General features: G+C 61.8%; 25 protein-coding genes. 13 read left to right on the top strand and 12 right to left on the bottom strand.

The features are described 5' to 3' along the window. The first annotated feature begins 90 nt into the window (after window positions 1-90). Window positions 91-1656, top strand: a complete 1566-nt coding sequence (gene xseA / locus RGQ15_RS12245; RefSeq protein ID WP_311160527.1) for an exodeoxyribonuclease VII large subunit — start codon at window positions 91-93, stop codon at window positions 1654-1656. A gap of 20 nt (window positions 1657-1676) precedes the next feature. Here xseA and RGQ15_RS12240 read toward each other — a convergent pair whose 3' ends face one another. The 4 genes from RGQ15_RS12240 to RGQ15_RS12225 all read right to left on the bottom strand — a co-directional run bounded on the left by RGQ15_RS12240 (window position 1677) and on the right by RGQ15_RS12225 (window position 5470). Next, complete coding sequence (locus RGQ15_RS12240) at window positions 1677-2900, bottom strand: MFS transporter (protein ID WP_311160526.1); 1224 nt, start codon at window positions 2898-2900, stop codon at window positions 1677-1679. Further along, a complete protein-coding gene (gene eda / locus RGQ15_RS12235; protein ID WP_311160525.1) occupies window positions 2897-3535 on the bottom strand; it encodes a bifunctional 4-hydroxy-2-oxoglutarate aldolase/2-dehydro-3-deoxy-phosphogluconate aldolase in 639 nt (212 codons plus the stop codon). Before eda ends, RGQ15_RS12240 begins: the two co-directional genes overlap by 4 nt. Window positions 3536-3637: 102 nt before the next feature. Next, window positions 3638-4240, bottom strand: coding sequence for a DUF1190 domain-containing protein (locus RGQ15_RS12230; RefSeq protein WP_311160524.1), 603 nt, complete (start codon window positions 4238-4240; stop codon window positions 3638-3640). 6 nt (window positions 4241-4246) lie between these two features. Next, on the bottom strand, window positions 4247-5470 hold the full coding sequence (locus RGQ15_RS12225; protein WP_311160523.1) for a glutathionylspermidine synthase family protein: 1224 nt from the start codon (window positions 5468-5470) through the stop codon (window positions 4247-4249). A 199-nt stretch (window positions 5471-5669) separates the two neighbouring features. On the opposite strand from RGQ15_RS12225, the gene RGQ15_RS12220 reads away from it, so the two are divergent. Genes RGQ15_RS12220 through RGQ15_RS12200 form a run of 5 tightly spaced genes read left to right on the top strand, consistent with a single transcriptional unit; the run spans window position 5670 to window position 10941 of the window. After that, window positions 5670-7259 carry an ABC transporter substrate-binding protein gene (locus RGQ15_RS12220; RefSeq protein WP_311160522.1) on the top strand — a complete coding sequence of 530 codons (1590 nt, stop codon included), beginning with the start codon at window positions 5670-5672 and terminating at the stop codon, window positions 7257-7259. Between the two features lie 18 nt (window positions 7260-7277). Beyond that, a complete protein-coding gene (locus tag RGQ15_RS12215) occupies window positions 7278-8363 on the top strand; it encodes an ABC transporter permease (RefSeq protein ID WP_409201339.1) in 1086 nt (361 codons plus the stop codon). After that, window positions 8360-9268, top strand: coding sequence for a nickel transporter permease (gene nikC, locus RGQ15_RS12210; RefSeq protein ID WP_311160519.1), 909 nt, complete (start codon window positions 8360-8362; stop codon window positions 9266-9268). Before RGQ15_RS12215 ends, nikC begins: the two co-directional genes overlap by 4 nt. Next, window positions 9265-10134, top strand: a complete 870-nt coding sequence (locus tag RGQ15_RS12205; protein ID WP_311160517.1) for an ABC transporter ATP-binding protein — start codon at window positions 9265-9267, stop codon at window positions 10132-10134. The genes nikC and RGQ15_RS12205 overlap by 4 nt, the downstream gene beginning before the upstream one ends. A gap of 48 nt (window positions 10135-10182) precedes the next feature. Continuing rightward, a complete protein-coding gene (locus tag RGQ15_RS12200; RefSeq protein ID WP_311160515.1) occupies window positions 10183-10941 on the top strand; it encodes an ABC transporter ATP-binding protein in 759 nt (252 codons plus the stop codon). Here the strand turns inward: RGQ15_RS12200 and RGQ15_RS12195 are convergent. Continuing rightward, the gene (locus RGQ15_RS12195) at window positions 10938-11663 is read right to left on the bottom strand and encodes a VIT1/CCC1 transporter family protein (RefSeq protein ID WP_311161089.1); all 726 of its coding nucleotides are present in this window, start codon (window positions 11661-11663) and stop codon (window positions 10938-10940) included. The genes RGQ15_RS12200 and RGQ15_RS12195 overlap by 4 nt on opposite strands. Window positions 11664-11896: 233 nt before the next feature. Here RGQ15_RS12195 and RGQ15_RS12190 point away from each other — a divergent pair, with 233 nt between their 5' ends. Both RGQ15_RS12190 and RGQ15_RS12185 read left to right on the top strand, forming a co-directional pair. Beyond that, complete coding sequence (locus RGQ15_RS12190) at window positions 11897-12319, top strand: Fur family transcriptional regulator (RefSeq protein WP_311160514.1); 423 nt, start codon at window positions 11897-11899, stop codon at window positions 12317-12319. After that, a complete protein-coding gene (locus RGQ15_RS12185; RefSeq protein ID WP_311160513.1) occupies window positions 12316-12675 on the top strand; it encodes a YigZ family protein in 360 nt (119 codons plus the stop codon). The genes RGQ15_RS12190 and RGQ15_RS12185 overlap by 4 nt, the downstream gene beginning before the upstream one ends. Here the strand turns inward: RGQ15_RS12185 and RGQ15_RS12180 are convergent. Both RGQ15_RS12180 and pth read right to left on the bottom strand, forming a co-directional pair. Then, a complete protein-coding gene (locus tag RGQ15_RS12180) occupies window positions 12672-13040 on the bottom strand; it encodes a DUF2237 family protein (protein ID WP_311160512.1) in 369 nt (122 codons plus the stop codon). The genes RGQ15_RS12185 and RGQ15_RS12180 overlap by 4 nt on opposite strands. Before the next feature lie 44 nt (window positions 13041-13084). Then, window positions 13085-13795, bottom strand: coding sequence for an aminoacyl-tRNA hydrolase (gene pth / locus RGQ15_RS12175; RefSeq protein WP_311160511.1), 711 nt, complete (start codon window positions 13793-13795; stop codon window positions 13085-13087). Window positions 13796-13990: 195 nt separating this feature from the next. Here pth and RGQ15_RS12170 point away from each other — a divergent pair, with 195 nt between their 5' ends. The 5 genes from RGQ15_RS12170 (at window position 13991) to RGQ15_RS12150 (ending at window position 17604) form a co-directional block, all read left to right on the top strand. After that, entirely contained in the window at window positions 13991-14620 is a 630-nt protein-coding gene (locus RGQ15_RS12170) for an ATP-dependent Clp protease proteolytic subunit (RefSeq protein WP_311160510.1), read from the top strand. 160 nt (window positions 14621-14780) lie between these two features. After that, window positions 14781-16046 carry an ATP-dependent Clp protease ATP-binding subunit ClpX gene (gene clpX, locus RGQ15_RS12165; protein WP_311160509.1) on the top strand — a complete coding sequence of 422 codons (1266 nt, stop codon included), beginning with the start codon at window positions 14781-14783 and terminating at the stop codon, window positions 16044-16046. Window positions 16047-16264: 218 nt separating this feature from the next. Further along, window positions 16265-16639 (top strand): NADH:ubiquinone oxidoreductase subunit NDUFA12, encoded by a 375-nt coding sequence (locus RGQ15_RS12160; protein ID WP_311160508.1) that lies wholly within the window; start codon window positions 16265-16267, stop codon window positions 16637-16639. Between the two features lie 3 nt (window positions 16640-16642). Beyond that, complete coding sequence (mlaD, locus tag RGQ15_RS12155) at window positions 16643-17116, top strand: outer membrane lipid asymmetry maintenance protein MlaD (protein WP_311160507.1); 474 nt, start codon at window positions 16643-16645, stop codon at window positions 17114-17116. Next, window positions 17113-17604, top strand: coding sequence for a DUF2155 domain-containing protein (locus RGQ15_RS12150; protein WP_311160505.1), 492 nt, complete (start codon window positions 17113-17115; stop codon window positions 17602-17604). The genes mlaD and RGQ15_RS12150 overlap by 4 nt, the downstream gene beginning before the upstream one ends. Here the strand turns inward: RGQ15_RS12150 and aat are convergent. From aat to RGQ15_RS12125, 5 genes are all read right to left on the bottom strand, one after another. Continuing rightward, window positions 17568-18203 carry a leucyl/phenylalanyl-tRNA--protein transferase gene (gene aat, locus RGQ15_RS12145; protein WP_311160504.1) on the bottom strand — a complete coding sequence of 212 codons (636 nt, stop codon included), beginning with the start codon at window positions 18201-18203 and terminating at the stop codon, window positions 17568-17570. The genes RGQ15_RS12150 and aat overlap by 37 nt on opposite strands. Before the next feature lie 6 nt (window positions 18204-18209). Then, a complete protein-coding gene (gene accC, locus RGQ15_RS12140; protein WP_311160503.1) occupies window positions 18210-19565 on the bottom strand; it encodes an acetyl-CoA carboxylase biotin carboxylase subunit in 1356 nt (451 codons plus the stop codon). Window positions 19566-19572: 7 nt separating this feature from the next. After that, window positions 19573-20088 carry an acetyl-CoA carboxylase biotin carboxyl carrier protein gene (accB, locus tag RGQ15_RS12135; RefSeq protein ID WP_311160501.1) on the bottom strand — a complete coding sequence of 172 codons (516 nt, stop codon included), beginning with the start codon at window positions 20086-20088 and terminating at the stop codon, window positions 19573-19575. A 105-nt stretch (window positions 20089-20193) separates the two neighbouring features. Further along, window positions 20194-21087 (bottom strand): lysophospholipid acyltransferase family protein, encoded by an 894-nt coding sequence (locus RGQ15_RS12130; RefSeq protein WP_311160499.1) that lies wholly within the window; start codon window positions 21085-21087, stop codon window positions 20194-20196. Between the two features lie 26 nt (window positions 21088-21113). After that, a complete protein-coding gene (locus tag RGQ15_RS12125) occupies window positions 21114-22040 on the bottom strand; it encodes a DMT family transporter (RefSeq protein ID WP_311160498.1) in 927 nt (308 codons plus the stop codon). Between the last annotated feature and the right edge of the window lie 90 nt (window positions 22041-22130).

Here is a 22130-nt window from a genome sequence, read left to right as displayed (position 1 = left end):
GGTTACAGGCGCCTCATAGAAACTGGCCTGCTCGGGATCAATCCGAAACTTCCCTTGAACCCGTCGGCAGGGCGGGCCAGAACCGATGGCATGGAACTGTTCGAAGACGAGCCCGCGGGCAACAATGCGCATGAATATACGGTTTCCGAGATTTCGGGGGCGGTCAAACGCGTTCTCGAAGGGGAGTTCGGCCGTGTTCGCGTGCGCGGCGAGATCGGTCGCGTGTCGCGCCCAGGTTCGGGGCATCTCTATTTCGATCTCAAGGACGATCGTTCCGTGATCGCGGCAGTGACCTGGAAAGGGCAGGCGGCGCGGCTCGCGACACGCCCGGAAGAGGGGATCGAGGTCATCGCCACCGGCCGCCTCACCACCTTTCCGGGCCAGTCGAAATACCAGCTGATTGTCGACGAAATCGAGCCCGCCGGTGCAGGCGCGCTGATGATGATGCTGGAAAAACGCCGCAAGGCACTGGCCGCCGAAGGGCTTTTCGACGAAACCCGCAAGCGGGCGCTGCCTTATTTACCTCGGGTGATCGGGGTTGTCACCTCTCCCTCGGGCGCCGTGATCCGCGACATCCTGCACAGGCTGCGTGATCGCTTTCCGACCCGCGTGGTGATCTGGCCCGTCGCGGTACAGGGCGAGGCTTGCGCGCCTCAGGTCACGGCCGCGATCCAGGGGTTCAACGCGCTTGATCCGGCAGGGGTTATTCCGCGCCCTGACCTGATCATCGTGGCGCGTGGCGGGGGCAGCCTCGAGGATCTTTGGGGCTTCAACGAAGAATCCGTGGTGCGCGCTGCGGCGGCAAGCCGGATTCCCCTGATCTCGGCCGTGGGTCACGAGACGGATACCACGCTTATTGATTTTGCCTCGGACCGGCGTGCACCGACCCCGACCGCCGCTGCCGAGATCGCGGTTCCCGTTCGGGCAGAACTGGCGGCGCGCTTGAATGAAAGTGCTGCGCGCATGATCCGCGCGAGTCAGTCGCAGCATCAACGCCAGCGCCAGCGACTGACGGATCTGGCCCGGGCACTAGGGCGCCCACAGGCTCTGACAGCACCCGCGCGCCAGCGCTTCGACCTGATTGGCGAGCGGCTCGAACCTGCCCTGCGCGGCTTCGTACGGATGCGGCGTGAGCGTCTGAATGCGTTGCCGCTTTCGCTGTCTTCCTTGCGCGGTAATATGCGCAACCGCCGCGAACGCCTGGATGAGCAGTCCCGCCGCCTGCCGCTAGTCCTTGTTCGCGATGTCGCGCGCCGTCGCGATCGGTTCGAGGAACTGGGCGCGCGTCTGGTCCGCGCCCGGACGCGGATGCTTGCCGACGCCGCGCGCAACACCCAGCGCGACCGGGTGGCGGTGGCTGTGCTTGCACGCCGTCTCGACGCGGCCCGGGCGCGTATCCTCGCGCCGCGTCGCGACTTGCTGGAACGTATCGACCGACTGCGTCAGACCCTGGGCTATACCGAGACATTGCGCCGCGGGTTTGCGGTCGTCCATGCCTCCGGCGGGCTTGTCACCACCGCGCAGGAGGCCCAGCAAACGCCGCGATTCGAAATCGAGTTCGCGGATGGCAGAATTGGCGCGCGGCCGGAAGGCCCGCCTTCGCGATCCTCGACCCGGAAAGACTCTCCGAGCGGCGGACAGAAGTCGCTGTTCTGATCCGCTGACCGAAGGATGGCTCAGTTGGCCAGCCTTCGGGGGCGCAGCATCAGCCACAGCAGCGCCCCGCCGGCGAGAACGAGGAAGGGCAACATGGCAAGGTTCACGGCGCTCCAGCCGGTTTGCGCGGAACCGCCCATGCAGTTCATGAGCCCACCCGACGAAAGCGAGGCAAGGAACACGCCGCCAAACACGGCAGCATCGTTCAGGCCCTGGACGCGTTCCCGTTCTTCGGGGCGATAGGCGCGGGTCAGCATCGAGGTCGCGCCGATGAAGCCGAAGTTCCAGCCAAGCCCGAGGAGGATCATCGTGGCATAGAAATGCGTGAGTTCGACGCCCGACAGAGCGACTGCCCCCGCACCCGCAAGGATCACCAGACCCAGCATGACGATCCGTGAGGCCCCGAACCGTGCGATCAAGTGTCCGGTGAAGAATGAAGGGGCGAACATGGCAAGCACATGGCCCGACACGATGTTTGCAGCGTCAGAAGTGTGAAAGCCGCAACCCACGATCGCGAGCGGGGCCGAGGTCATCACCAGATTCATCAGCGCGTAGGACACCATCGCACATATTACTGCGACGAGGATTTGCGGATCGCGGCTCAACTCGCCGAAACTGCGCCCGCGCGGAGAATCATGCGCCCGCGAAGCGGGCTTCGGGATGTCGAGAAAGGCGAAAATGATCGGCGCAAGCAGGTTCAATCCGACGATCGTGGCATAGGTGGCAAGAAAGGGCACTGCGGTCAGTTCGGCAGTCATGCGCACCAGCGCAGGGCCGGTGAAGGCCGCCACAAGCCCACCCGCCAGCACCCATGAGATTGCGCGCGATTGCATCTCGGGAGGAGCGCAATCCGTTGCGGCAAATCGGAAGAAGCCCTGCGCGGCCATGTAGGCGCCGGTGAACAGACCGCTTAGCGTGAACAGCCAGAAATTGCCCGAAATCATCGACCAGGCGGCAAGCCCGGCGCCAAGTGCAGAAATGGCGCAGGCAAGCAGAAACCCTGCACGTCTGCCATGGCGGGCCATGAAACCCGCCAGCGGTCGTGCCGAAAGGGCAGAGCCAAGAACGAGCATCGACAATGGTAGCGTCGCGATGCAGGGGTTCGGGCTCAGCATCTGGCCGGTCAGGCCACCGACGATGAAGATCATCGAAAGCTGCGCACCGAGCGTAGCCTGCGCGACGATAAGAACGACGATATTGCGCCAGGCGCGACGGTGCTGCATGACCTCCGCCACGTCCGTCATCGAAGGGATGCGGCCTCCCGCGCGCGCTGTTCGATCGCTTGCCAGTTGCCGGCGGCCACATCCGCATCTGGCGAGATCCAGCTACCACCCACGCAGATGACATTGGGCAGGGCAAGATAGTCTGCCGCATTGGTGGGCGTCACGCCACCCGTCGGGCAGAAGCTGACCTGGGGCAGGGGCCCCGCAAGCGCCTTGAGCGATTTCGCGCCGCCAGCGGCCTCGGCCGGAAAGAATTTCAGCATCGAATAGCCGTATTCCATTGCCCGCATCACCTCGGACGCCGTGACGGCGCCAGGCAGAAGTGGCAGACCAATCTCCTCGCAGGCATGAACCAGCCGGTCCGTTGCGCCGGGCGCTACTGCGAAACTTGCGCCCGCATCCTTTGCCCGCTTCGCGTCATCGGGGCTAAGCACGGTGCCAGCGCCGACATGCCCCCCCGCGACCTTGGACATTTCCCGGATCACGTCGAGCGCTGCCGGGGTGCGGAGGGTCACTTCAAGCACCGGAAGCCCGCCGGCGACAAGTGCACTCGCCAATCCCTCGGCCCGCGAAGCATCGGACACGACCAGAACCGGAATGACGGGGGCAAGTTCGCAAAGGGCGCGGCTTTTCTGCGACTGGATCTCGGGCGTCATGGGGCTGTCCTTGGGAAAGAAAAGAATTTGGCGGCAGACTGCGCTTTTCCAGCCGCAGGTTCAAGATCGGCCGTTAGCGTTAGCGGTCGCGATCATTGCGGCTTAGCCGCCCATCGACCGGCTGCCACCGGCGGCGGGACGCGCTGTCGAGCTCGCGCCGAATCCGCCCCGCTGGTTGACCTGCGCGGCTGTCATCGGCGGTTTGCCGAGGGTTGTCGGCGCCCTCTGGAACGTCTGGGGGGACACCTTTCCCTTGCCGGAATTGTTCGCAAAACTCTGCTCGCCCCGCGGCGTGGTGTAGCTGCCATTCGCGCTTCGGACCATGGGCTGGGAAAAGATCCCGCCCCCGCGCGACATCATCGAGCCCATCATGTAGCCCATCAGAAGGGGCATGAAGGAAAAGCCCCCGCCCGACTGCTGAGCTGCCGGATCGTCGCCGCAATTCCCCGCGCCGTGTTCCTGTTCGCAAAGCTCCTTCGATGCGTAACGCGGGGCGGTTTCGACGAAATCCTTCTGCGCCGCCGCGAAATTCTTGCGGCAATCGTCTTCGGTGAACCAGAGGCCGTTTTCCTGGCTTGCGGCGATGCAACTGTCGAGATCGGGGAAGGCCTGGGCTTCGACCCGGTCGTCCTTGCAGCCTGCCAGGGCCAGAGTGGCGGTTCCAGCCAGGACCAGCGCGACATGGCGTGAACGTTTGCGTGTCATCTTCGGCTATCCTTCGATGAAATGCGGCTTGAAGCGCGACATGTTGTGGGTGATGCGGGCGCGATCTTCGCGCAACCCGATGCCGCAGCACGTTTCGCCCACGATCCAGGCGCCGATGACGGGGTGGAAACCGCCAAATTCCGGCATAGGTGCAAGCGCCTGCAGGATCATTGGATGGTGCGAATAGCTGTCGTCGCGCGTGAAGGCCGTCGCGTGACCCCGCTCATAGATCGTGACACCAGCTCCTTCGCGCGAAAAGATCGGCTTCGTGACATGCCCCGCTGCAAGCTGATCACGGGCCGCTGCAAAAGCAGCCGCGATCGATGGCGAGGGGCTTCCGCCGGCCAGTGCGTCGCGAACATCTTCGAGGAAGAAGGCGGGGAGAAGGTTCGGATGGCCCGGAAACATGTCCCATAGCAAGGGCAGGAGCCCCTTGTTCGACAGCAGCGCCTTCCATGGCGGCTCGATGAAGCGTGTGCCCGACGGGCCGAGATGGGTCGCGAACTCATCACGCAGCATGTCTTCCCAAGGATAAAGCTTGAAGAGCGTGCCGATCACTCGCGACTGTTCGTCGGCAAACTGGCCTTCCTCCGTCAGGCCGATCTGGGCGAGATCGCAGAAATGCGCCCCGAGCCCGGCTTCGCGAGCGGCCCAGGCGAGGGTTTCGACAGTAGCATATTCCTCGGGGTTGCTCGCGTCGGCTGCGAAATGGACATCCTCGCCTGGCTCGCAGATCGTGGAGAAACGGGCCACGAGCGCTTCGTGAATGCCGTTGAACTGGTCGGCATCGGCGCTCAGCACAGATCGCTTTTGCTGCTCCTCGAACCAGAGCCACTGGTAGGAAGCCGATTCGTAAAGCGAGGTGGGGGTGTCTGCATTGTATTCCAGCAGCTTCGCAGGCCCACTGCCGTCATAGGCCAGGTCGAGTCGCCCGTAGAGTTCGGGATCATTCCGCTTCCAACTCGTGGCGATGAAATCGCGATGTTCGGATGGAATTGCCAAACGCTCCATCCATTCTTCGCTGGAAATCACGTTCGCGACGGCCTCGCGGCACATGGCATGCAATTCGGTCGACGGATTTTCGATGTCTTCTTCGATCTCGCGCAGCGTGAACCGATAGGCGCTGGTTTCGTCCCAATAGGGCGCGCCGTTCATGTCGGCGAAGGTAAAGCCGAGCCTGTCGGCCTCGTCCCGCCAATTCGGGCGCTCGGGCAGTGCGGGTTTGTCCATGTTCGCTCCTCGGATCCCGAGATGAAGGAGCAGGGCTGATTGTGCAAGCCCGAACACGCCATGCTCCTGTTCCGGCCTGCTCTGTCGGGCCATTGCAGGCCCATCGCTCGAGAGAGGGCTTGCCCGACGCGAAACTTCCCGCCAATCTCCTTCCATTCAAGCGCCCGTTCGAACGGGGCGCGACAACAGGGAAAAGAAAATGCACCACCTTTCGCTTCGCGCGCTCTTGCTTGCGACTGCCGTTTCGCTTGCTCCTGCCGCATTTGCCGAAACCCCGGCCGACACGCTGGTCGTGGCGGCACAAATCGACGACATCATCAGTCTCGACCCTGCCCAAAGCTTTGAATTTTCGGGAAATGACGTCGACAACAACCTATACGACCGTCTCGTGGATTTCGATCCGATGGATCTTGAGGCCGGCTTCAAACCGAGTCTCGCCGAAAGCTGGGAGGTCAGCGACGACGGCAAGACCATCACCCTGATGGTTCGGGACGGCGTGACGTTTCATTCGGGCAATCCCGTCCGGGCCGAGGACGCGGCCTGGTCATTGCAGCGGGCGGTCAAGCTGAACAAGTCGCCCGCCTTCATCCTGAACCAGTTCGGTTTCACCCCGGAAAACGTGGATGAAATGGTCAGCTTCGATGGCAACAAGGTCATTCTGAAGCTTGATCAGCCCTATGCTCAGTCTTTCGTGCTGAACTGCCTTGCCTCGAACGTGGCTTCGGTCGTCGACAAGGAAACCGTCATGGGCCATGCGGAAGGCGAAGACTTCGGCAATACCTGGCTGTCGACCAATGAAGCGGGGTCAGGCCCCTACACCCTTCAGGCATGGCGTCCGAACGAAGCGGTCCAGCTGACTGCCTACGAGGAATACTGGCAGGGCGCTCCGGCGATGAAGCGTGTCATCGTGCGTCATGTTCAGGAAAGCAGCGCACAGCGCCTTTTGCTTGAGCAGGGCGATATCGACGTGGCCCGGAACCTGACCCCGACGGATGTGGATGGGATTTCGGGCAATGACGAACTGACCGTCGGGACCGAGCCGCGCGGACGGATCCTCTATATGGGTCTGAACCAGAAAGATCCGCTGCTGTCGAAGCCCGAAGTCGTCGAGGCGATGAAATATCTCGTCGATTATTCGGGAATGGAGAACAGCTTCCTCAAGGGCCAGTTCAAGACGCACCAGAACTTCCTGCCCGAGGGCTATCTTGGTGCCTCGGACGAAAATCCCTGGACCTATGATGTAGAGAAAGCAAAACAGATCCTGTCCGACGCTGGAATTACTTCGGGCACGGTGAAGACTGCGGTTCGTGACATCCGCGAATATGTCGACGTGGCACAGACCCTGCAGGCCTCGATGGCACAGGCCGGCCTGACACTGGAAATCCAGCAGATGACGGGCGCGCAGGTTCTCGATTCATATCGGGCGCGCCAGGTTCCGATCTTCATCGGCGAATGGGGGCCGGACTATGCCGACCCGAACACGAACGCGTCGACCTTTGCCTACAATCCGAACAACGCGGATGACGCGAAGCTGTCCTATCTCGCATGGCGCAACGCTTGGGCCGTGCCGGATGACATGAACAAGGCGACGATTGCGGCCACCATCGAAGGCGATACCGACAAGCGCGTCCAGATGTATCTCGATATCCAGAAGGAATTTCGCGACATCGCGCCGATCATCCCGTTGTTCCAGCGCATCGAACAGGCCGGCCTGCAAAAGAACGTCAAGAACTGGAATGCCGGTGGGGCGGTCAGTTCGGTCTTCTACCGCCAGGTCACGAAGGACTGATTTGTGACCGATACCGAAATGGTCAAAGCGCCGGGGCAGGGAAACCTGCCACCGGCAGGAGGCGGCGCGCCCGGAGTTCGGCGCGCCCTTTTTCGTAAACGGGCCAGAAGCATCGGCGGCGTTGCGCTATCGCTTGGGCTGACCTTGCTGGGCCTGCTGCTGGTGACCTTCATCATTGGCCGCGTCATGCCGATCGATCCGGTGCTGAAGGTTGTCGGCGAGCGTGCCACCCAGGCCCAATATGACGCGGCCTATCAGGCCATGGGTCTCGATCGGCCTATCTGGGAACAGTTCCTGCGCTACATGGGCGAAGTCCTGCGTGGTGACTTTGGCCGTTCGATCTCGACCGGCCACCAGGTGACGGATGATCTCAGGCGCGTCTTTCCGGCGACCTTCGAACTGGCCCTGCTGGGCACGCTGATCGGGGTCTTCGTGGGGGTGCCGCTGGGCGTCGTTGCCGCTGCCCGCAGGGGCGGCTGGATCGACCAGATCGCGCGCGTCGTCGCGCTGGTCGGTTATTCGATGCCGATATTCTGGCTCGGGCTCATGGGGCTTTTGCTGTTCTACGGCATGCTCGGCTGGGTTGGCGGGCCGGGGCGGCAGGGCATCATCTATGACGGCATGGTACCGAGCGTGACGGGAATGATCCTGATCGACAGCATCCTCGCCGGTGACTGGGGCGCGTTTCGCGATGCCTTCAGCCATATCATCCTGCCTGCAAGTCTGCTTGGCTATTTCAGCCTTGCCTATATCAGCCGCATGACGCGCAGCTTCATGCTGGAACAGCTTTCGGCGGAATATGTGACCACCGCTCGTGTCAAGGGCCTGAGCGAACGCCGCGTGGTCTGGGGGCATGCGTTCCGCAACATCTTCGTGCCGCTCATCACCGTTATCGCGCTGAGCTTCGGCTCGCTTCTCGAAGGTTCGGTGCTGACTGAGATCGTCTTCAGCTGGCCCGGCATCGGGCAATACATCACCAAGGCGCTGCTCGCAGGCGACATGAACGCCGTCCTTGGCGGGACCGTCCTAGTCGGGACCTGTTTCGTCTTGCTGAACCTGCTTTCCGACATCCTCTACCGCGTCCTGGACCCGAGGGCGAAATGACCGAGATGACTACACGCACATGGCTTCTGTCAGACGCGCCCCAGACCCGCCGACAGGCGAGGCTTGGCGCGATCTATCAGGGATGGTTGACCTTCCGCTCGAACACGCTTGCCATGTTCGGGCTGGCGATCCTGCTCGTCTTGCTGCTGATGGCACTTTTCGCGCCATGGCTTGCACCGCACGATCCGTTCGCCCAAAATCTCGCAGAGCGTTTGAGGCCGCCATCCGCGGCGCATTGGCTGGGAACGGATGCCCTGGGGCGCGATATCCTTTCGCGGCTCATCCACGGCTCGCGCATCACGCTTTTCATCGTGGGCACGGTTGCCTTGATCGCACCGGTGATCGGGCTGTTCGTCGGTACCGTCGCAGGCTTCGCCGGGGGCTGGGTCGATCAGGTGCTGATGCGGATCACCGACATCTTCCTTGCCTTCCCGAAGCTGATCCTTGCGCTGGCCTTTGTCGCGGCGCTGGGGCCGGGGATCGGCAACGCGGTGCTTGCGCTTGCCATTACCTCATGGCCACCATATGCGCGGCTCGCCCGCGCCGAGACCCTGACGATCCGCAATGCAGATTACATCGCGGCGGCACGTTTGCAGGGCGCCGGGCCAATGCGGCTGTTGATCGGTCATGTCTGGCCGCTTTGCATCTCGTCATTGATCGTGCGGGTGGCGCTGGACATGGCTGGGATCATCCTGTCGGCGGCCGGACTTGGTTTCCTTGGCCTCGGCGCACAACCACCGATGCCGGAATGGGGCGCGATGATCTCGGACGGGCGGACCTATATTCTGGATTTCTGGTGGGTGGCCGCCGTGCCGGGCATCGCAATCTTCATCGTCAGCCTTGCTTTCAACCTGCTCGGCGATGGGTTGCGGGACGTGCTTGATCCGAAGGGAGCCAAGGAATGAGCGATCTGCTTCTTTCCATCCGGAATCTTCGGGTCAGTTTCCCCACCCGTTCCGGCGTCTTCGAGGCTGTGCGTGGGGTAAGCTTTGATCTGGGCCGCGAACGGCTCGGCGTCGTTGGCGAATCCGGTTCGGGAAAATCCATGACCGGTCGCGCGATCCTTGGCCTTGTCCGACCGCCGGGAAAGGTGTCGGCCGACCGAATGGACCTGAATGGCCAATCGATCCTGAACCTGCCTGAACGCAAGATGCGCGCTTTGCGCGGATCGCATATCAGCATGGTGATGCAGGACCCCAAGTTCAGCCTGAATCCGGTGATGACGGTCGGTCAGCAGATTATGGAAAGCTACCGCCTGCATTCCGGCCAGTCCGGCCGATCCGCCCGAGACAAGGCCATCGAGATGCTGCGCGCCGTGCAGATCCGCGATCCCGAGCGCGTCTTTGACGCCTATCCGCACGAGGTCTCGGGCGGGATGGGACAGCGCATCATGATCGCGATGATGCTTGCTCCGGACCCCGAGATCCTGATCGCGGATGAGCCTACCTCGGCATTGGACGTCTCGGTTCGCAACGAAGTCCTGCGCATCATGGACAAACTGGTGACCGAACGCGGCATGGGGCTGATTTTCGTCAGCCATGACCTCAACCTGGTTGCGCAATTCTGTGACAGGGTGCTCATCATGTATGCCGGACGCGTTGTCGAGGAGCTCGCAGCGAAGGATCTGCACAGCGCGACCCACCCCTATACGCAGGGTCTGCTGAACAGCCTGCCGCGTCTCGATCATCAGGTCGAGCGTCTTGCCGTTCTGCAGCGCCAGGAAAGCTGGCGCGAGGAAGAAAGCACCTCGTCACTTCCCGGGGGGCTTTGAAATGGCGCCCCTGGGTTTTTGCAAGATCCATCCGCAAGGCTCATCAGAATGCTGAATGTCGAGAATCTGAACGTCTGGTTCGGCGATCCGCCGGATCGTGTGGACGCCGTGAAATCGGTGAGCTTCCGGGTGGCGCGCGGTGAAAGTTTTGGGCTGGTCGGCGAAAGCGGTTCGGGGAAATCAACGATCCTGCGCGCGATCACCGGATTGTTCGGCACTTGGTCAGGCTTGATCGAGGTGGCAGGCGAAAAAGTGTCGGGTCGCCATCGTTCGCGCGCATTCCACAAAACCGTGCAAATGGTCTTTCAAGACCCCTATGCCAGCCTGCACCCGCGACATTCTGTCGATCGTGTGCTGTCAGAGACGCTGCATCTGCAGGGCATGGACCAGATCGACCGGAGGATAGCGATCCTGCTCGATTCCGTCGGTCTGGGGCGCGGATTCCGCTTTCGTTACCCACACCAGCTTTCTGGCGGGCAAAGACAGCGGGTAGCGATCGCGCGTGCGCTCGCGGCCGAGCCGGATCTGCTGCTGCTGGATGAACCGACATCCGCACTGGATGTGAGCGTGCAGGCAGAAATCCTGAACCTGCTTTCGGATCTCAGGAAGGAACGCGGCCTCACTTACGTCATGGTCAGTCACGACCTTGCTGTCGTTGCACATATGTGCGACCGGCTCGCCGTCATGCGGAGTGGCCAGGTCGTCGAAAAGATGGATGCATCGGTTCTGCGCTCGGGTGCGGCCCAGACGGATTATGCGCGCCAGCTTCTGGCGGCGAGCAGTTCCTATGAGCGCGAAGCCGGCTAGACCGCGATCCCGAACAGACGACCAACGCCGGCGGTGACAGCCATTGCAAGAAGGCCGCCCAGAACAACCCTCAGGACGGCGCGTCCCAGTGGCGCGCCTCCGGCCCAGGCGCCCAAGGCACCAAGGATGGCCAGAGCGAAGACGACGGAAACAAGCACGCTTGCGATGACGGCTCCGCCCGGCGCAAGGATCGCTGCCAGAAGCGGCAAAGCGGCAGCAACGCTGAAGGTGGCAGCCGAAGCGAAGGCAGCCTGAAGCGGGTTTGCGGAAGAAACTTCGTTCAGCCCAAGCTCGTCGCGGATATGCGCGCCCAAAGCGTCATGTTCCGTCACCTCGCTCGCGGCTTGAAGCGCGGTCGCAGGGGACATGCCGCGCGATTCGTAGATCGCGGCCAACTCGCGCAGCTCCTCGTCTGGCATGTCCCGGAGGGCGGCGTGTTCACGCGCGATATCAGCGCGCTCTGTATCGGATTGCGAACTGACCGAAACATATTCACCCATCGCCATTGACAAGGCCCCGGCCACAAGACCCGCCATGCCCGAGATGAGGATTGCTTGCCGGCCCGGATTGGCAGCCGCAACGCCCACGATCAGTGCGCCCACGGAAACGATGCCGTCATTCGCGCCGAGAACTGCGGCACGCAGCCATCCCATGCGCGAAACATAATGGGGGTCGTCGGGATGCGCAGTGTCGGTTCTGCTGTCAGTCTGGCCGCTAATCATGCTCATGCGTTTCCCCTTTTGGCATCAGGACGAAATGGCGGGCAGAGCCTAGCCTGTCCGTTGGCGGATTGGCCAGAGGGTGGGCGGAACGATCTGCAGTTTCCCGGACACGACATCCCATGCCAGTGAGGCCATGACTGAGCCAAATCGAACCCTTCGAAAAGGGCTTCAAGCATCGGCGCTGCACCCATCTATGCAGTTGTAAATCGTTCGCATCTAGGTGAAATAAGGGCATGGACGTTGAAACCCGTGCCCAATCCTTTGAAACTGCGCTTCGCCGCGCCGGTGTTCGCATCACGCGCCAGCGGGCCGCGCTTTTGCGCGTTCTCGCGGCGGCGGAGGATCATCCGGACGCGAATCAATTGCACACCCGCGCGACCGAGGCGGGGGCGGGCGTTTCGCTTGCGACGGTCTATCGCACGTTGACGGCGCTCGAGGCGCAGGGTGTCATCGTGAAGTTGGAATTCGAAGGTGAATCGGCACGGTTCGAACCAGCCGACGGCTTGCATCACGATCACATGATCGACGTCGAGACGGGCGAGGTGACCGAGTTCATGAGCGAGCGAATCGAGCGGCTCCAGGCCGAGATCGCGGCAGAACTGGGCTTTGAGATCGTCCGCCATCGGCTTGAACTCTATGTGCGCCGCAGGAAATGAGCCTGACCGTCTTTGAAAAGATCATTTCGGATCGCGGCTCGAGATATGCGGTGTCCGGTGGTCCCGCGTCCAACCGAGATGAGGCACTTGCCCTGCTTTCCGAACTGAAGCGCAACAAGCGATTTGCGAAGGCCACGCATAATAGCTGGGCTGCCGTCCTGTCGGGCGAGGGCGTCAAGGACGATGACGGCGAAAGTGGCGCGGCCCAGATCATCCTGCAAATGCTGGAGCGGGCAGGGCTGACGGATCACGTCGTCATTGTCACGCGCTGGTACGGCGGCAAGCATCTGGGGGGCGATCGCTTCCGCCATGTTGTCGATGCGGTGCGCCACTATCTTGCTGAAACCGGGCGCTAATCGGCGACAGCATGTGCCTGCAGCAGTTCAAGCGGGACAATGTCCAGCGTCCGCTGATGCGTCGCCCCAAGAATGACTTTCGGGGCTGCGAATTCCTCGGCCGCCTGCATGAAACGCGCCGCGCAAAGGCACCAGCGGTCCCCGGGGGTAAGACCCGGAAAGCGAAATTCCGGGCGCGGGGTGGAAAGATCGTTCCCCAGATATTTTGACAGGGCCAGGAACTCGGCCGTGACCACCACGCAAACGGTATGACGGCCAAGGTCTTCCGGGCCAGTATTGCAACAGCCGTCCCGGAAAAAGCCGGTCATGGGTTCGTTCGAGCAGGCGGCCAGCGGTTCACCCAGCACGTTGAGGGACGGTTCCATGATCTGAACTCCTTTGCCTGTCGGTTTCTCGGCTGGTTCCCATCCTAGCGGAACCGGTTGCTTAGGGCCCTGAGCCTGTCCGTCAGGCTTTGTTCGGCCGCGGGGGCTGCTGCCTCAGGCGGTTCCGTGGAGGCCGGCTTCGGCGCGGCCTTTTCCACGCGCTCGGGCCGCGTTCCGCTGTTTCGAGCGGGTGCTGCACGGGCGGACACAGCGTTCATGAACTTGCTGTCATCGCCATTTGCAAGTGCTGCTGCCCCGTCCGAAATGCCCCGCAGCAGGTCATCGAGACCGGGCAACTCATCCTTTGCAAAATCCGACAGCACATATGCGGCGACGCGATCCTTGTGGCCGGGATGGCCGATCCCGATGCGCAGCCTGCGATATGCCTCGCCGATATGTTGGTGGATCGACCGCAGGCCGTTGTGACCGGCGTGACCGCCGCCAAGTTTCAATCTTGCCTTGCCGGGCGGCAGATCAAGTTCGTCATGCAGCACGATCACATCGCGAGGTTCGATCTTGAGATAGCGCATCGCCTCGCCGACCGCCTGCCCTGACAGGTTCATGAACGTCGCGGGCTTCAGCAGGGTCACGCGTTCGGAGCCCAGCCTGCCTTCCGAAGTCTCGCCCTGAAACCTTGACCGCCATGCGCCAAAGCCATGATCCGAGGCAATGTGGTCAAGTGCCATGAAGCCGACATTGTGTCGGTTCTTGTCGTATTTCGGGCCGGGATTGCCCAGGCCGACGATCAGTTTCATCAATTTCTCCGTCGATTGGGACCAGAATAACGGCATGCAGGATCGGGGGCAATTTCCAACGCTCTCTTGTCCTCGCGGTTCGGCGTTACTAAGACTCTCTCAACGTTTCGTCTTTATGAGATGGCCGTCTGCGGGGCACCTGCAGGGCGAATCGCAAGACGGACAGGGCAGGCAGGGACAAAAGCAAGGAAAGACATGCAAGATCCGGCAGAATTCTACATGAACACGCTCGTCCCCATGGTCGTCGAACAGACCAGCCGCGGTGAACGGGCCTATGACATTTTTTCGCGCCTCCTGAAGGAACGGATCATCTTCCTGTCGGGCCCCGTCCATGACGGTATGGCGACCCTGATTTCGGCGCAGCTCCTGTTCCTTGAAGCGGAAAATCCCAACAAGGACATCAGCATGTATATCAACAGTCCCGGCGGCGTAGTGACCGCGGGCCTGTCGATCTATGACACGATGCAATACATCAAGCCGCGGGTTTCGACCCTCGTGGTGGGCCAGGCGGCGTCGATGGGCTCGCTGCTGCTTTGCGCGGGCCAGCCCGGTCAGCGCTTCTCGCTTCCGAACTCGCGCGTCATGGTCCACCAGCCTTCGGGCGGGTTCCAGGGGCAGGCCACCGACATCCTGATCCATGCCCGCGAGACAGAGAAGCTGAAGCGCCGTCTGAACGAAATCTATGTGCAACACACGGGTCGCACGCTTGAAGAGGTCGAGCAGGCGCTTGAGCGTGACCGATTCATGTCGCCCGAGGAAGCCAAGGAATGGGGTCTGATCGACGAGATCCTGGTTGCACGGGGCAAGGCCGAGCCGTCCAGCTGACGGTTTCCGCCACGTGGCGGGGCGGAATTTTTTGGGATTGTGACGGGCCCGGGTGGCCCGTAACATGTCGGGAAACTCAGGATACGGCAGGGGCCGGATCGAAAAAGGCGGATGTCCGGCGATAAGGCCGGGCTTCCGGCGCAATACGAGGATCGAACTGATGGCCAATCCGACAGGCGGCGACAGCAAGAACACGCTTTACTGCAGCTTCTGCGGCAAGAGCCAGCATGAGGTGCGCAAGCTGATTGCCGGGCCGACCGTATTCATCTGCGATGAATGCGTCGAACTCTGCATGGATATCATCCGGGAAGAGACAAAGTCATCGGCCCTGAAATCGGGTGACGGTGTCCCAAGCCCGCGCGAGATCTGCAATGTTCTCGATGATTATGTGATCGGCCAGGAACATGCGAAACGCGTGCTTTCGGTGGCGGTGCACAACCACTACAAGCGACTGAACCACAGTTCGAAAAACGACATCGAGCTGGCCAAGTCGAATATTCTCCTGATCGGTCCGACCGGCTGCGGCAAGACGCTTCTGGCGCAGACCCTGGCGCGGATTCTCGACGTGCCCTTCACCATGGCGGACGCGACGACCCTGACCGAGGCAGGCTATGTTGGCGAGGATGTCGAGAACATCATCCTCAAGCTGCTTCAAGCCAGCGAATACAACGTAGAACGTGCGCAAAGGGGCATCGTCTATATCGACGAGGTCGACAAGATCACCCGCAAGTCCGACAACCCCTCGATCACCCGGGATGTCTCGGGTGAGGGGGTGCAGCAGGCTCTGCTCAAGATCATGGAAGGCACTGTCGCAAGCGTGCCTCCGCAGGGCGGGCGCAAACATCCGCAGCAGGAGTTCCTTCAAGTCGATACGACGAATATCCTCTTCATCTGCGGCGGGGCTTTCGCGGGTCTCGACCGGATCATCGCGCAGCGCAACAAGGGCACGGCGATGGGCTTTGGCGCTGCTGTCAAGGAAGATGACGACAAGGGGGTTGGCGAACTCTTCAAGCAGCTCGAGCCCGAGGATCTGCTGAAATTCGGCCTGATCCCTGAATTCGTCGGCCGTCTGCCTGTGATCGCAACTCTCGGCGATCTGGATGAGGAAGCGCTGATCACCATCCTTACCAAGCCGAAGAACGCGCTGGTCAAGCAGTACCAGCGTCTCTTCGATCTTGAAGACGTGAAGCTGACCTTCACCGAAGATGCACTTGTCGCGATTGCGCGTCGTGCCATCAAGCGCAAGACCGGTGCGCGCGGCCTGCGGTCCATCATGGAAGACATCCTGCTGGACACGATGTTCGAACTTCCGGGCCTCGACAGCGTCGAGGAGGTCGTGGTCAACGAAGAGGCGGTCGACAATCAGACGGCCAAGCCGCTGCTGATCCATGTCGACACCAAGAAGGAAACCGCCACCGCGGGCTGATCGCGATATGCGGAAATGCGAGATTTCGGAACCAGCCGTCTTGCAGCGGCTGGTTTTTTTAATTGGCTGAGGGCGTTAGCCTTGGCAAAAGGAATCCGCATGAAGTCTGTATTTTGCGGGGAAGTCGCAGCGCGTGTCACATTAGCCACGCTCGCTCTGGACGTTGACCGCGACTTGCGCCATATCTCCCCCAACTCCGATTGAAGAGGTTCGCACCCATGTCGTTTCTTCTGCGCATCCTGACCTGGTGGAACAGCCAGACGATCAATACCCAAGTCTGGACCAAGCTCTATGGCGAGAAAGTGGGCGAGGACGATCAGGGCAACGTCTATTACCAGTCGGGTGGCGGGAAACGCCGCTGGGTCATCTATAATGGCGAGGCCGAGGCAAGCCGGGTATCGCCCGATTGGCATGGTTGGCTGCATCATACCTACAAGCAGCCGCCGACCACCGATCCGCTTTCCCACAGGACGTGGGAAAAGCCGCATGCTCCGAACCTGACGGGCAGCGGACAAGCCTATCATCCCGCAGGCTCGCTCTATCGCGCCGAACCGGTCGCCCGCAGCGATTACGACGCCTGGCAGCCCGAGTAAGCGATGCAAAGCACGGCGGAACGAGCCGAGCTTTGGGTGGGAGCCGCGATCTTGGCCGTGGCGGCCGGATTTCTGTTCTGGTCGACCTCGGGCGGCGGGGTTCGTCAAAGTTTGGCTTCGGGCAATTACGAATTGCGGGCCTCTTTCCCGAATGTGGACGGCATCGAGATCGGGACTGATGTGAGAGTGGCGGGCGTCAAGGTCGGACGCGTCAGCGCGGTTGATCTGAACCCCGAAACCTATCTCGCCGATGCCCGGCTCAGGATCCCGACCTCGATCCAGCTTCCCAGTGACAGCGCCGCGTTGATCCAGTCCGATGGTTTGCTCGGTGGGGCCTATATTGAGTTGCAACCCGGTGGAGCCCCTGACAATCTGAACGCAGGGGACGAAATCGAGGACGTACAGGGGGCGGTGAGCCTTCTCGGTCTGATGATGAAATTCGTCGATGCGCAGTCGGACGAGGACGACACACCATGATCCGAAACCTGGCCGGTTTCCTGCTTTGCGCCGCGCTCTGCTGCAGCCCGGCGCTTGGACAAGAGGATACCCAGCCGGAAGAGGATCTGACCATCGACCCGGCCCTCAGCTCCGACCCAAACGCGGTGGTCGTCGCCGAGCCTTCGGCCGCCGAGCGAGAAGCCGCGATTGCTGCTGCCCGTGGCCCGCAAACCCGCAATGCGACGGGTGCGCTTCTTCGCGGTCTCGACAAGGTGACCGGCCAAACGATAGATTTCGAGATGGAAACCGGGCAGGCCAGCACCTTCGGGAGGCTTGAGCTTCGACTGTCGGAATGCCGCTATCCTGCGGCCGATCCGACCTCGGATTCCTATGCAGAGGTTACGGTGACCGATCAGCGAGCCAATCGCATCGTGTTTTCGGGTTGGCTCATCGCCTCATCCCCCGCACTTTCTGCAGTGGATGATCCCCGTTACGACGTCTGGGTAATGTCCTGCAGCAGGACGTGAAATTCCGGTAGCTCCTGCGAAGTGAACTCGGCTTTCTGCCGGATGGCGACTCCCAGGCGGCGCCTGTATTCCGCGCGGCTGATCGCGAGACCTCCGAGTGATTTCAGGTGCTGTGTCGGGTATTGCGTATCCCAAAGCGTGTAGCCGCAGCGCTTCAGATGCGATGACAACGAGATCAGCGCCACTTTCGACGCGTTCGTTTCGCGCGAGAACATGCTTTCCGAAAAGAAGGCCGAACCGATCGAGATCCCATATGTCCCGCCGATCAGCCGGTCGCCATCATAAATTCCGAGAGAATGGGCGTGCCCGGCTTGGAATAGCTGCTCATAAAGCCTGAGAAGCGGTGCATTTATCCAGGTTTCGGGGCGATCGGCGCAACCCAGTACCACGCCCATGAAATCCGAATTGATGCTGGCCCGCCAGCCGGTCTGGCGCAGGAAACGGCGCATCGAACGGGACACATGCACCCCGCCCACGGGCAAGATCCCCCGTTCTGGCGGGTCAAACCAGTACAGTTGTGCGTTCCCGGCAGATTCAGCCATCGGAAAGACCCCCTGGGCATAAGCCGAGAGCAGTCTTTCCGGTGTCAGTCCCGTCATCGGCGATCAGCTGTCCGGATTGGCCAGCTGAGCAAGCCAGCGCTCCAGCCAGTGAATCGAATAATCGCCGTTCAGCACGTCGGGGTTCTGCAAAAGCGCCCTGAACAGCGGAACCGTGGTGTCCACCCCGTCAACGATCAGTTCGCCTAGCGCGCGATCCAGACGCGCAATCGCTTCGCGCCGGTCGCGCCCGTGAACAATCAACTTGCCGATCAGACTGTCGTAATATGGGGGGATCCTGTAGCCGTCATAGATCGCCGAATCCATGCGAACGCCAAGCCCTCCGGGGGCGTGGTACTGGGTGATCCGACCCGGCGAGGGTGTGAAGTTCGGCAGTTTCTCGGCATTGATCCGGACCTCGATGGAATGCCCGCGGATCTCAAGATCCTCCTGACGGAACTCCATCTCTTCACCAGCGGCAACAAGGATCTGCTGGCGCACGAGGTCAACGCCAAAGATCGCCTCGGTCACCGGATGCTCGACCTGCAGGCGGGTGTTCATCTCGATGAAGTAGAACTCGCCATCCTCGAACAGGAACTCGATGGTTCCCGCGCCGCGATAGCCCAGCTCGGACATCGCGCTTGCGCAGATTTCGCCGATCTTTGCGCGCTGCTCGGGAGTGATGACGGGGCCGGGCGCCTCTTCCAGAACCTTCTGGTGGCGGCGCTGCAGCGAACAGTCGCGTTCTCCCAGATGGACTGCACGCCCCTTGCCGTCGCCAAAGACCTGGATCTCGATGTGTCGCGGGCGCTGCAGATACTTTTCGATATAGACTTCGTCATTACCGAATGCCGCCTTGGCCTCGCTGCGCGCGGTGCGGAAGGCGTTTTCAAGCCCGATCTCGTCATGCGCGACCTTCATGCCGCGACCGCCACCGCCAGCGGTGGCCTTGATGATGACCGGATAGCCGATTTCTGCCGCGACCTTCCGGGCCGCAGCCACGTCGGCGACACCGCCATCCGAGCCCGGAACGACGGGAATCCCCAAGGCCTTCGCGGTGTCCTTGGCGGTGATCTTGTCACCCATGATACGGATATGCTCGGCCGAGGGGCCGATGAAGGCGATGCCATGGTCTTCGACCATCTGCACGAAGCCTGCATTTTCCGAAAGGAAGCCGTAGCCGGGATGGATCGCCTGGGCGCCGGTGATCTCGCATGCAGCGATGATCGCGGACATGGAAAGATAGCTTTCGGTCGAGGAGGGCGGCCCGATGCAGACCGATTCATCGGCCATGCGAACATGCATGGCATCGGAATCGGCGGTCGAATGAACAGCTACCGACGCTATGCCCATCTCGCGGCATGCGCGGATCACGCGCAGGGCGATCTCGCCCCGGTTGGCGATCAGGATCTTGTCAAACATGACGGCCTCACTCGACGACCATCAGGGGGGCGCCGAATTCGACCGGCGTGCCATCGTCGACGAGGATGCGCTTGACCGTACCCGAGCGGGGCGACGGGATATGGTTCATCGTCTTCATCGCTTCGACGATCATCAGCGTATCGCCTTCCTTCACCTGCTTGCCGACTGTGACAAAGGCCGCCGCGCCCGGTTCGGGGGAGAGATAGGCGGTGCCGACCATCGGCGAGGTCACGACGCCCGGAAGGCTGGCAGGGTCTTCGTTCGCGGCAGGTGCGGCAGCAGTTGGTGCGGCAGCAGCCGGGGTCGGCAGCGCGGCGGCCGGTGCGGGTGCGGCGATCGTTTGGATCAATTTGCCCTGCTTCGAGAGACTGACCGTCAGACGATCGTTTTCACCATATTCGCGTTTGACCGAAAGCTCGGTCAGGTCATTGCGGTTGAGCAGCTCGGCCAGGGCCTGGATGAAGGCCACGTCGCCTTCGCTGGTGCGTTCGTCCTGACCTGCGTGATTTTTATCGTCGCTCATGCCGTCCTCTGGATATTTTGATTGAGGCCGCACCCTCGGGTGCAGCGGTTTGCGCAGCTTATAGCCTGTGGGATGACCCGAGGGAAAGGGTTTCGCCTGCTGCTGTCATCGGGAACCACGTTCTTTCCATCGCCGGTGAATCCAGAACCACTGCTCCATATGCTGGCGGACCTGGTTCTCGAGATGGTCATTCAGGGTCTGCATCATGGTTTCGGGATCGGAATGCGCGATGGGTTCGCCCACCTCGACGCGAAAGCTCAGCCCGTCGGGTTGTCGAATGCCCGCGATCGGCAGGATCAGGGCATCGTATCTTATCGCAAGTTCGGCCGGGGTCAGGACCGTCTTCGTGGGCAGGCCAAAGAAGCGCAGAACCGCGCCATTATCGTCGAACTGATCGTATCCGAGCGAAAGCCAGCCACCCCCCTTGAGAAACCGCAACATCGCAGCAAGGCCTGAGCGACCGCGCGGGAACATCGGTTCGGCGATAGCCTGCATGGCGGGGATGTAATGCCGGTTGAAAGCTTCGTTGTTCATCGGGCGGTAAAGGGCGCCGACCGGCCATCCCCGGCCGGTCAAAGCCGCCCTCATCGCATCGTAATTGCCAAAATGCGCGACGGCGAGGATCACGGGACGGCCAGCGGCAGCCGCTTGTTCCAATGCGGGAAGGCCCGGTCCGCTTAACGGGTCGGCACCGTGGATTCGACCGATGAACTCCTGTCCGGAATAGATCTCGGCCAGTGAGCGGCCGGCATTGTCGGGAACAGCGCGCGTCAGGCGCGCGATTTCGCGGTCGTCAAGATCGGGGCGCGCCTTGGCAAGGTTCTCGCGGATGCGCTTGCGCCAGCCTGCGACCGGGCCAAGGAAACGGGCGAAAAACCAGCCCATCGCGGGCACACGCCGTTCATAGGGCAAGATGCGGGCCAGGCCCATGATCGCGAGGAATGTTCCATTCGCCAGCCGATCGCCCAGCGAGATCGTGTCGTCGTCCTTTTCACTCATCCGCTCTTGCCACTTGTCGGGTCTGGTTATCCGGCCCGCTGCATTGCGCGGGCCTCTCGCATCCAGACATATATGCCTGCCGCGACGATGATCAACGCACCCACCACGGTCCAGCGGTCCGGCAAGGTGCCCCAGAACAGCCAGCCCCAAAGTCCGGCCCAGATCAGACCGGTATATCCGAAGGGTGCTATCGCGGCTGCTTCAGCCAGGGCAAAGGCGCGGATCAGCAATGCCTGCGCGACGGTTCCGAATATTCCGAGCAGCAGGAAGTACCACAGATCACCGGTCACGATTGGCTGCCAGAAGAAAGGAACGACTAACGAGGACAGAATAGTGCCGACGACGGCAGACCAAAGCACCGAAGTGGCGGTCGAATCCTCGCGCGCAAGTCGGGTCAGGATCGCGCCGGCGGCATAGGTGAACGCACCGATCAGCGGCAGGATCGCCGCGGCATCGAACACGCCTGCGCCGGGCCGGATGATGATCATGGCGCCGCAAAGGGCGACGACGATACCCATCACACGGCGAATGCCGATGCTTTCGCCCAGGAAGATCGCGGCACCCAGCGTGATCAGGACGGGATTGATGTCCATGATCGCGGTCGCCTCGGCCAGCCCGATGAACTGCAGCGAGGTGAAGAAAAGCCCCACGGACCCGAGTTGGGTCAGGCCGCGAAACAATTGCACGACGGGACGTCTCGTCCGCATGCTGCTGCGCAGCCGGGGGGCAAGGATCACGGCCACGATCGCGAGATTGGTTATGAACCGGGCCCACACGATCTGGGCCGGATGGTAGGTTTGTGCCAGGTGCTTGGCGGTGGCGTCCATCAGCGTGAAGGTGAAAATTGCCAGCAGCAGAAGCAGGATACCCTGCAACTGGGCTGATCGTCCTGGCTGTCCCACGGGTGCGAGAATGGGTGGCAGGCCCTGTGGAGCGATCTCTGGCTGGTTCATCTGGAACTCCCTCGGCGCAGCTTATGCCTGTGGCGCGCGGGGACGTCCATGGGGCGGAAAGCAGAACGGCCGCGCCATGAAGGCGCGACC

The organism is Paracoccus sp. MBLB3053 (assembly GCF_031822435.1).
Taxonomy (GTDB): Bacteria; Pseudomonadota; Alphaproteobacteria; order Rhodobacterales; family Rhodobacteraceae; genus Paracoccus; species Paracoccus aurantius.
The sequence above is the reverse complement of the archived record's forward strand: the minus strand, read 5'-3'. Positions and strand labels throughout refer to the sequence as shown.

Coding starts and splice junctions, on each gene's coding strand:
- xseA (WP_311160527.1), top strand. CDS start 91: ATGGAACTGTTCGAAGACGAGCCCGCGGGCAACAATGCGCATGAATAT.
- RGQ15_RS12240 (WP_311160526.1), bottom strand. CDS start 2,900: ATGACGGACGTGGCGGAGGTCATGCAGCACCGTCGCGCCTGGCGCAAT.
- eda (WP_311160525.1), bottom strand. CDS start 3,535: ATGACGCCCGAGATCCAGTCGCAGAAAAGCCGCGCCCTTTGCGAACTT.
- RGQ15_RS12230 (WP_311160524.1), bottom strand. CDS start 4,240: ATGACACGCAAACGTTCACGCCATGTCGCGCTGGTCCTGGCTGGAACC.
- RGQ15_RS12225 (WP_311160523.1), bottom strand. CDS start 5,470: ATGGACAAACCCGCACTGCCCGAGCGCCCGAATTGGCGGGACGAGGCC.
- RGQ15_RS12220 (WP_311160522.1), top strand. CDS start 5,670: ATGCACCACCTTTCGCTTCGCGCGCTCTTGCTTGCGACTGCCGTTTCG.
- RGQ15_RS12215 (WP_409201339.1), top strand. CDS start 7,278: ATGGTCAAAGCGCCGGGGCAGGGAAACCTGCCACCGGCAGGAGGCGGC.
- nikC (WP_311160519.1), top strand. CDS start 8,360: ATGACCGAGATGACTACACGCACATGGCTTCTGTCAGACGCGCCCCAG.
- RGQ15_RS12205 (WP_311160517.1), top strand. CDS start 9,265: ATGAGCGATCTGCTTCTTTCCATCCGGAATCTTCGGGTCAGTTTCCCC.
- RGQ15_RS12200 (WP_311160515.1), top strand. CDS start 10,183: ATGCTGAATGTCGAGAATCTGAACGTCTGGTTCGGCGATCCGCCGGAT.
- RGQ15_RS12195 (WP_311161089.1), bottom strand. CDS start 11,663: ATGATTAGCGGCCAGACTGACAGCAGAACCGACACTGCGCATCCCGAC.
- RGQ15_RS12190 (WP_311160514.1), top strand. CDS start 11,897: ATGGACGTTGAAACCCGTGCCCAATCCTTTGAAACTGCGCTTCGCCGC.
- RGQ15_RS12185 (WP_311160513.1), top strand. CDS start 12,316: ATGAGCCTGACCGTCTTTGAAAAGATCATTTCGGATCGCGGCTCGAGA.
- RGQ15_RS12180 (WP_311160512.1), bottom strand. CDS start 13,040: ATGGAACCGTCCCTCAACGTGCTGGGTGAACCGCTGGCCGCCTGCTCG.
- pth (WP_311160511.1), bottom strand. CDS start 13,795: ATGAAACTGATCGTCGGCCTGGGCAATCCCGGCCCGAAATACGACAAG.
- RGQ15_RS12170 (WP_311160510.1), top strand. CDS start 13,991: ATGCAAGATCCGGCAGAATTCTACATGAACACGCTCGTCCCCATGGTC.
- clpX (WP_311160509.1), top strand. CDS start 14,781: ATGGCCAATCCGACAGGCGGCGACAGCAAGAACACGCTTTACTGCAGC.
- RGQ15_RS12160 (WP_311160508.1), top strand. CDS start 16,265: ATGTCGTTTCTTCTGCGCATCCTGACCTGGTGGAACAGCCAGACGATC.
- mlaD (WP_311160507.1), top strand. CDS start 16,643: ATGCAAAGCACGGCGGAACGAGCCGAGCTTTGGGTGGGAGCCGCGATC.
- RGQ15_RS12150 (WP_311160505.1), top strand. CDS start 17,113: ATGATCCGAAACCTGGCCGGTTTCCTGCTTTGCGCCGCGCTCTGCTGC.
- aat (WP_311160504.1), bottom strand. CDS start 18,203: ATGACGGGACTGACACCGGAAAGACTGCTCTCGGCTTATGCCCAGGGG.
- accC (WP_311160503.1), bottom strand. CDS start 19,565: ATGTTTGACAAGATCCTGATCGCCAACCGGGGCGAGATCGCCCTGCGC.
- accB (WP_311160501.1), bottom strand. CDS start 20,088: ATGAGCGACGATAAAAATCACGCAGGTCAGGACGAACGCACCAGCGAA.
- RGQ15_RS12130 (WP_311160499.1), bottom strand. CDS start 21,087: ATGAGTGAAAAGGACGACGACACGATCTCGCTGGGCGATCGGCTGGCG.
- RGQ15_RS12125 (WP_311160498.1), bottom strand. CDS start 22,040: ATGAACCAGCCAGAGATCGCTCCACAGGGCCTGCCACCCATTCTCGCA.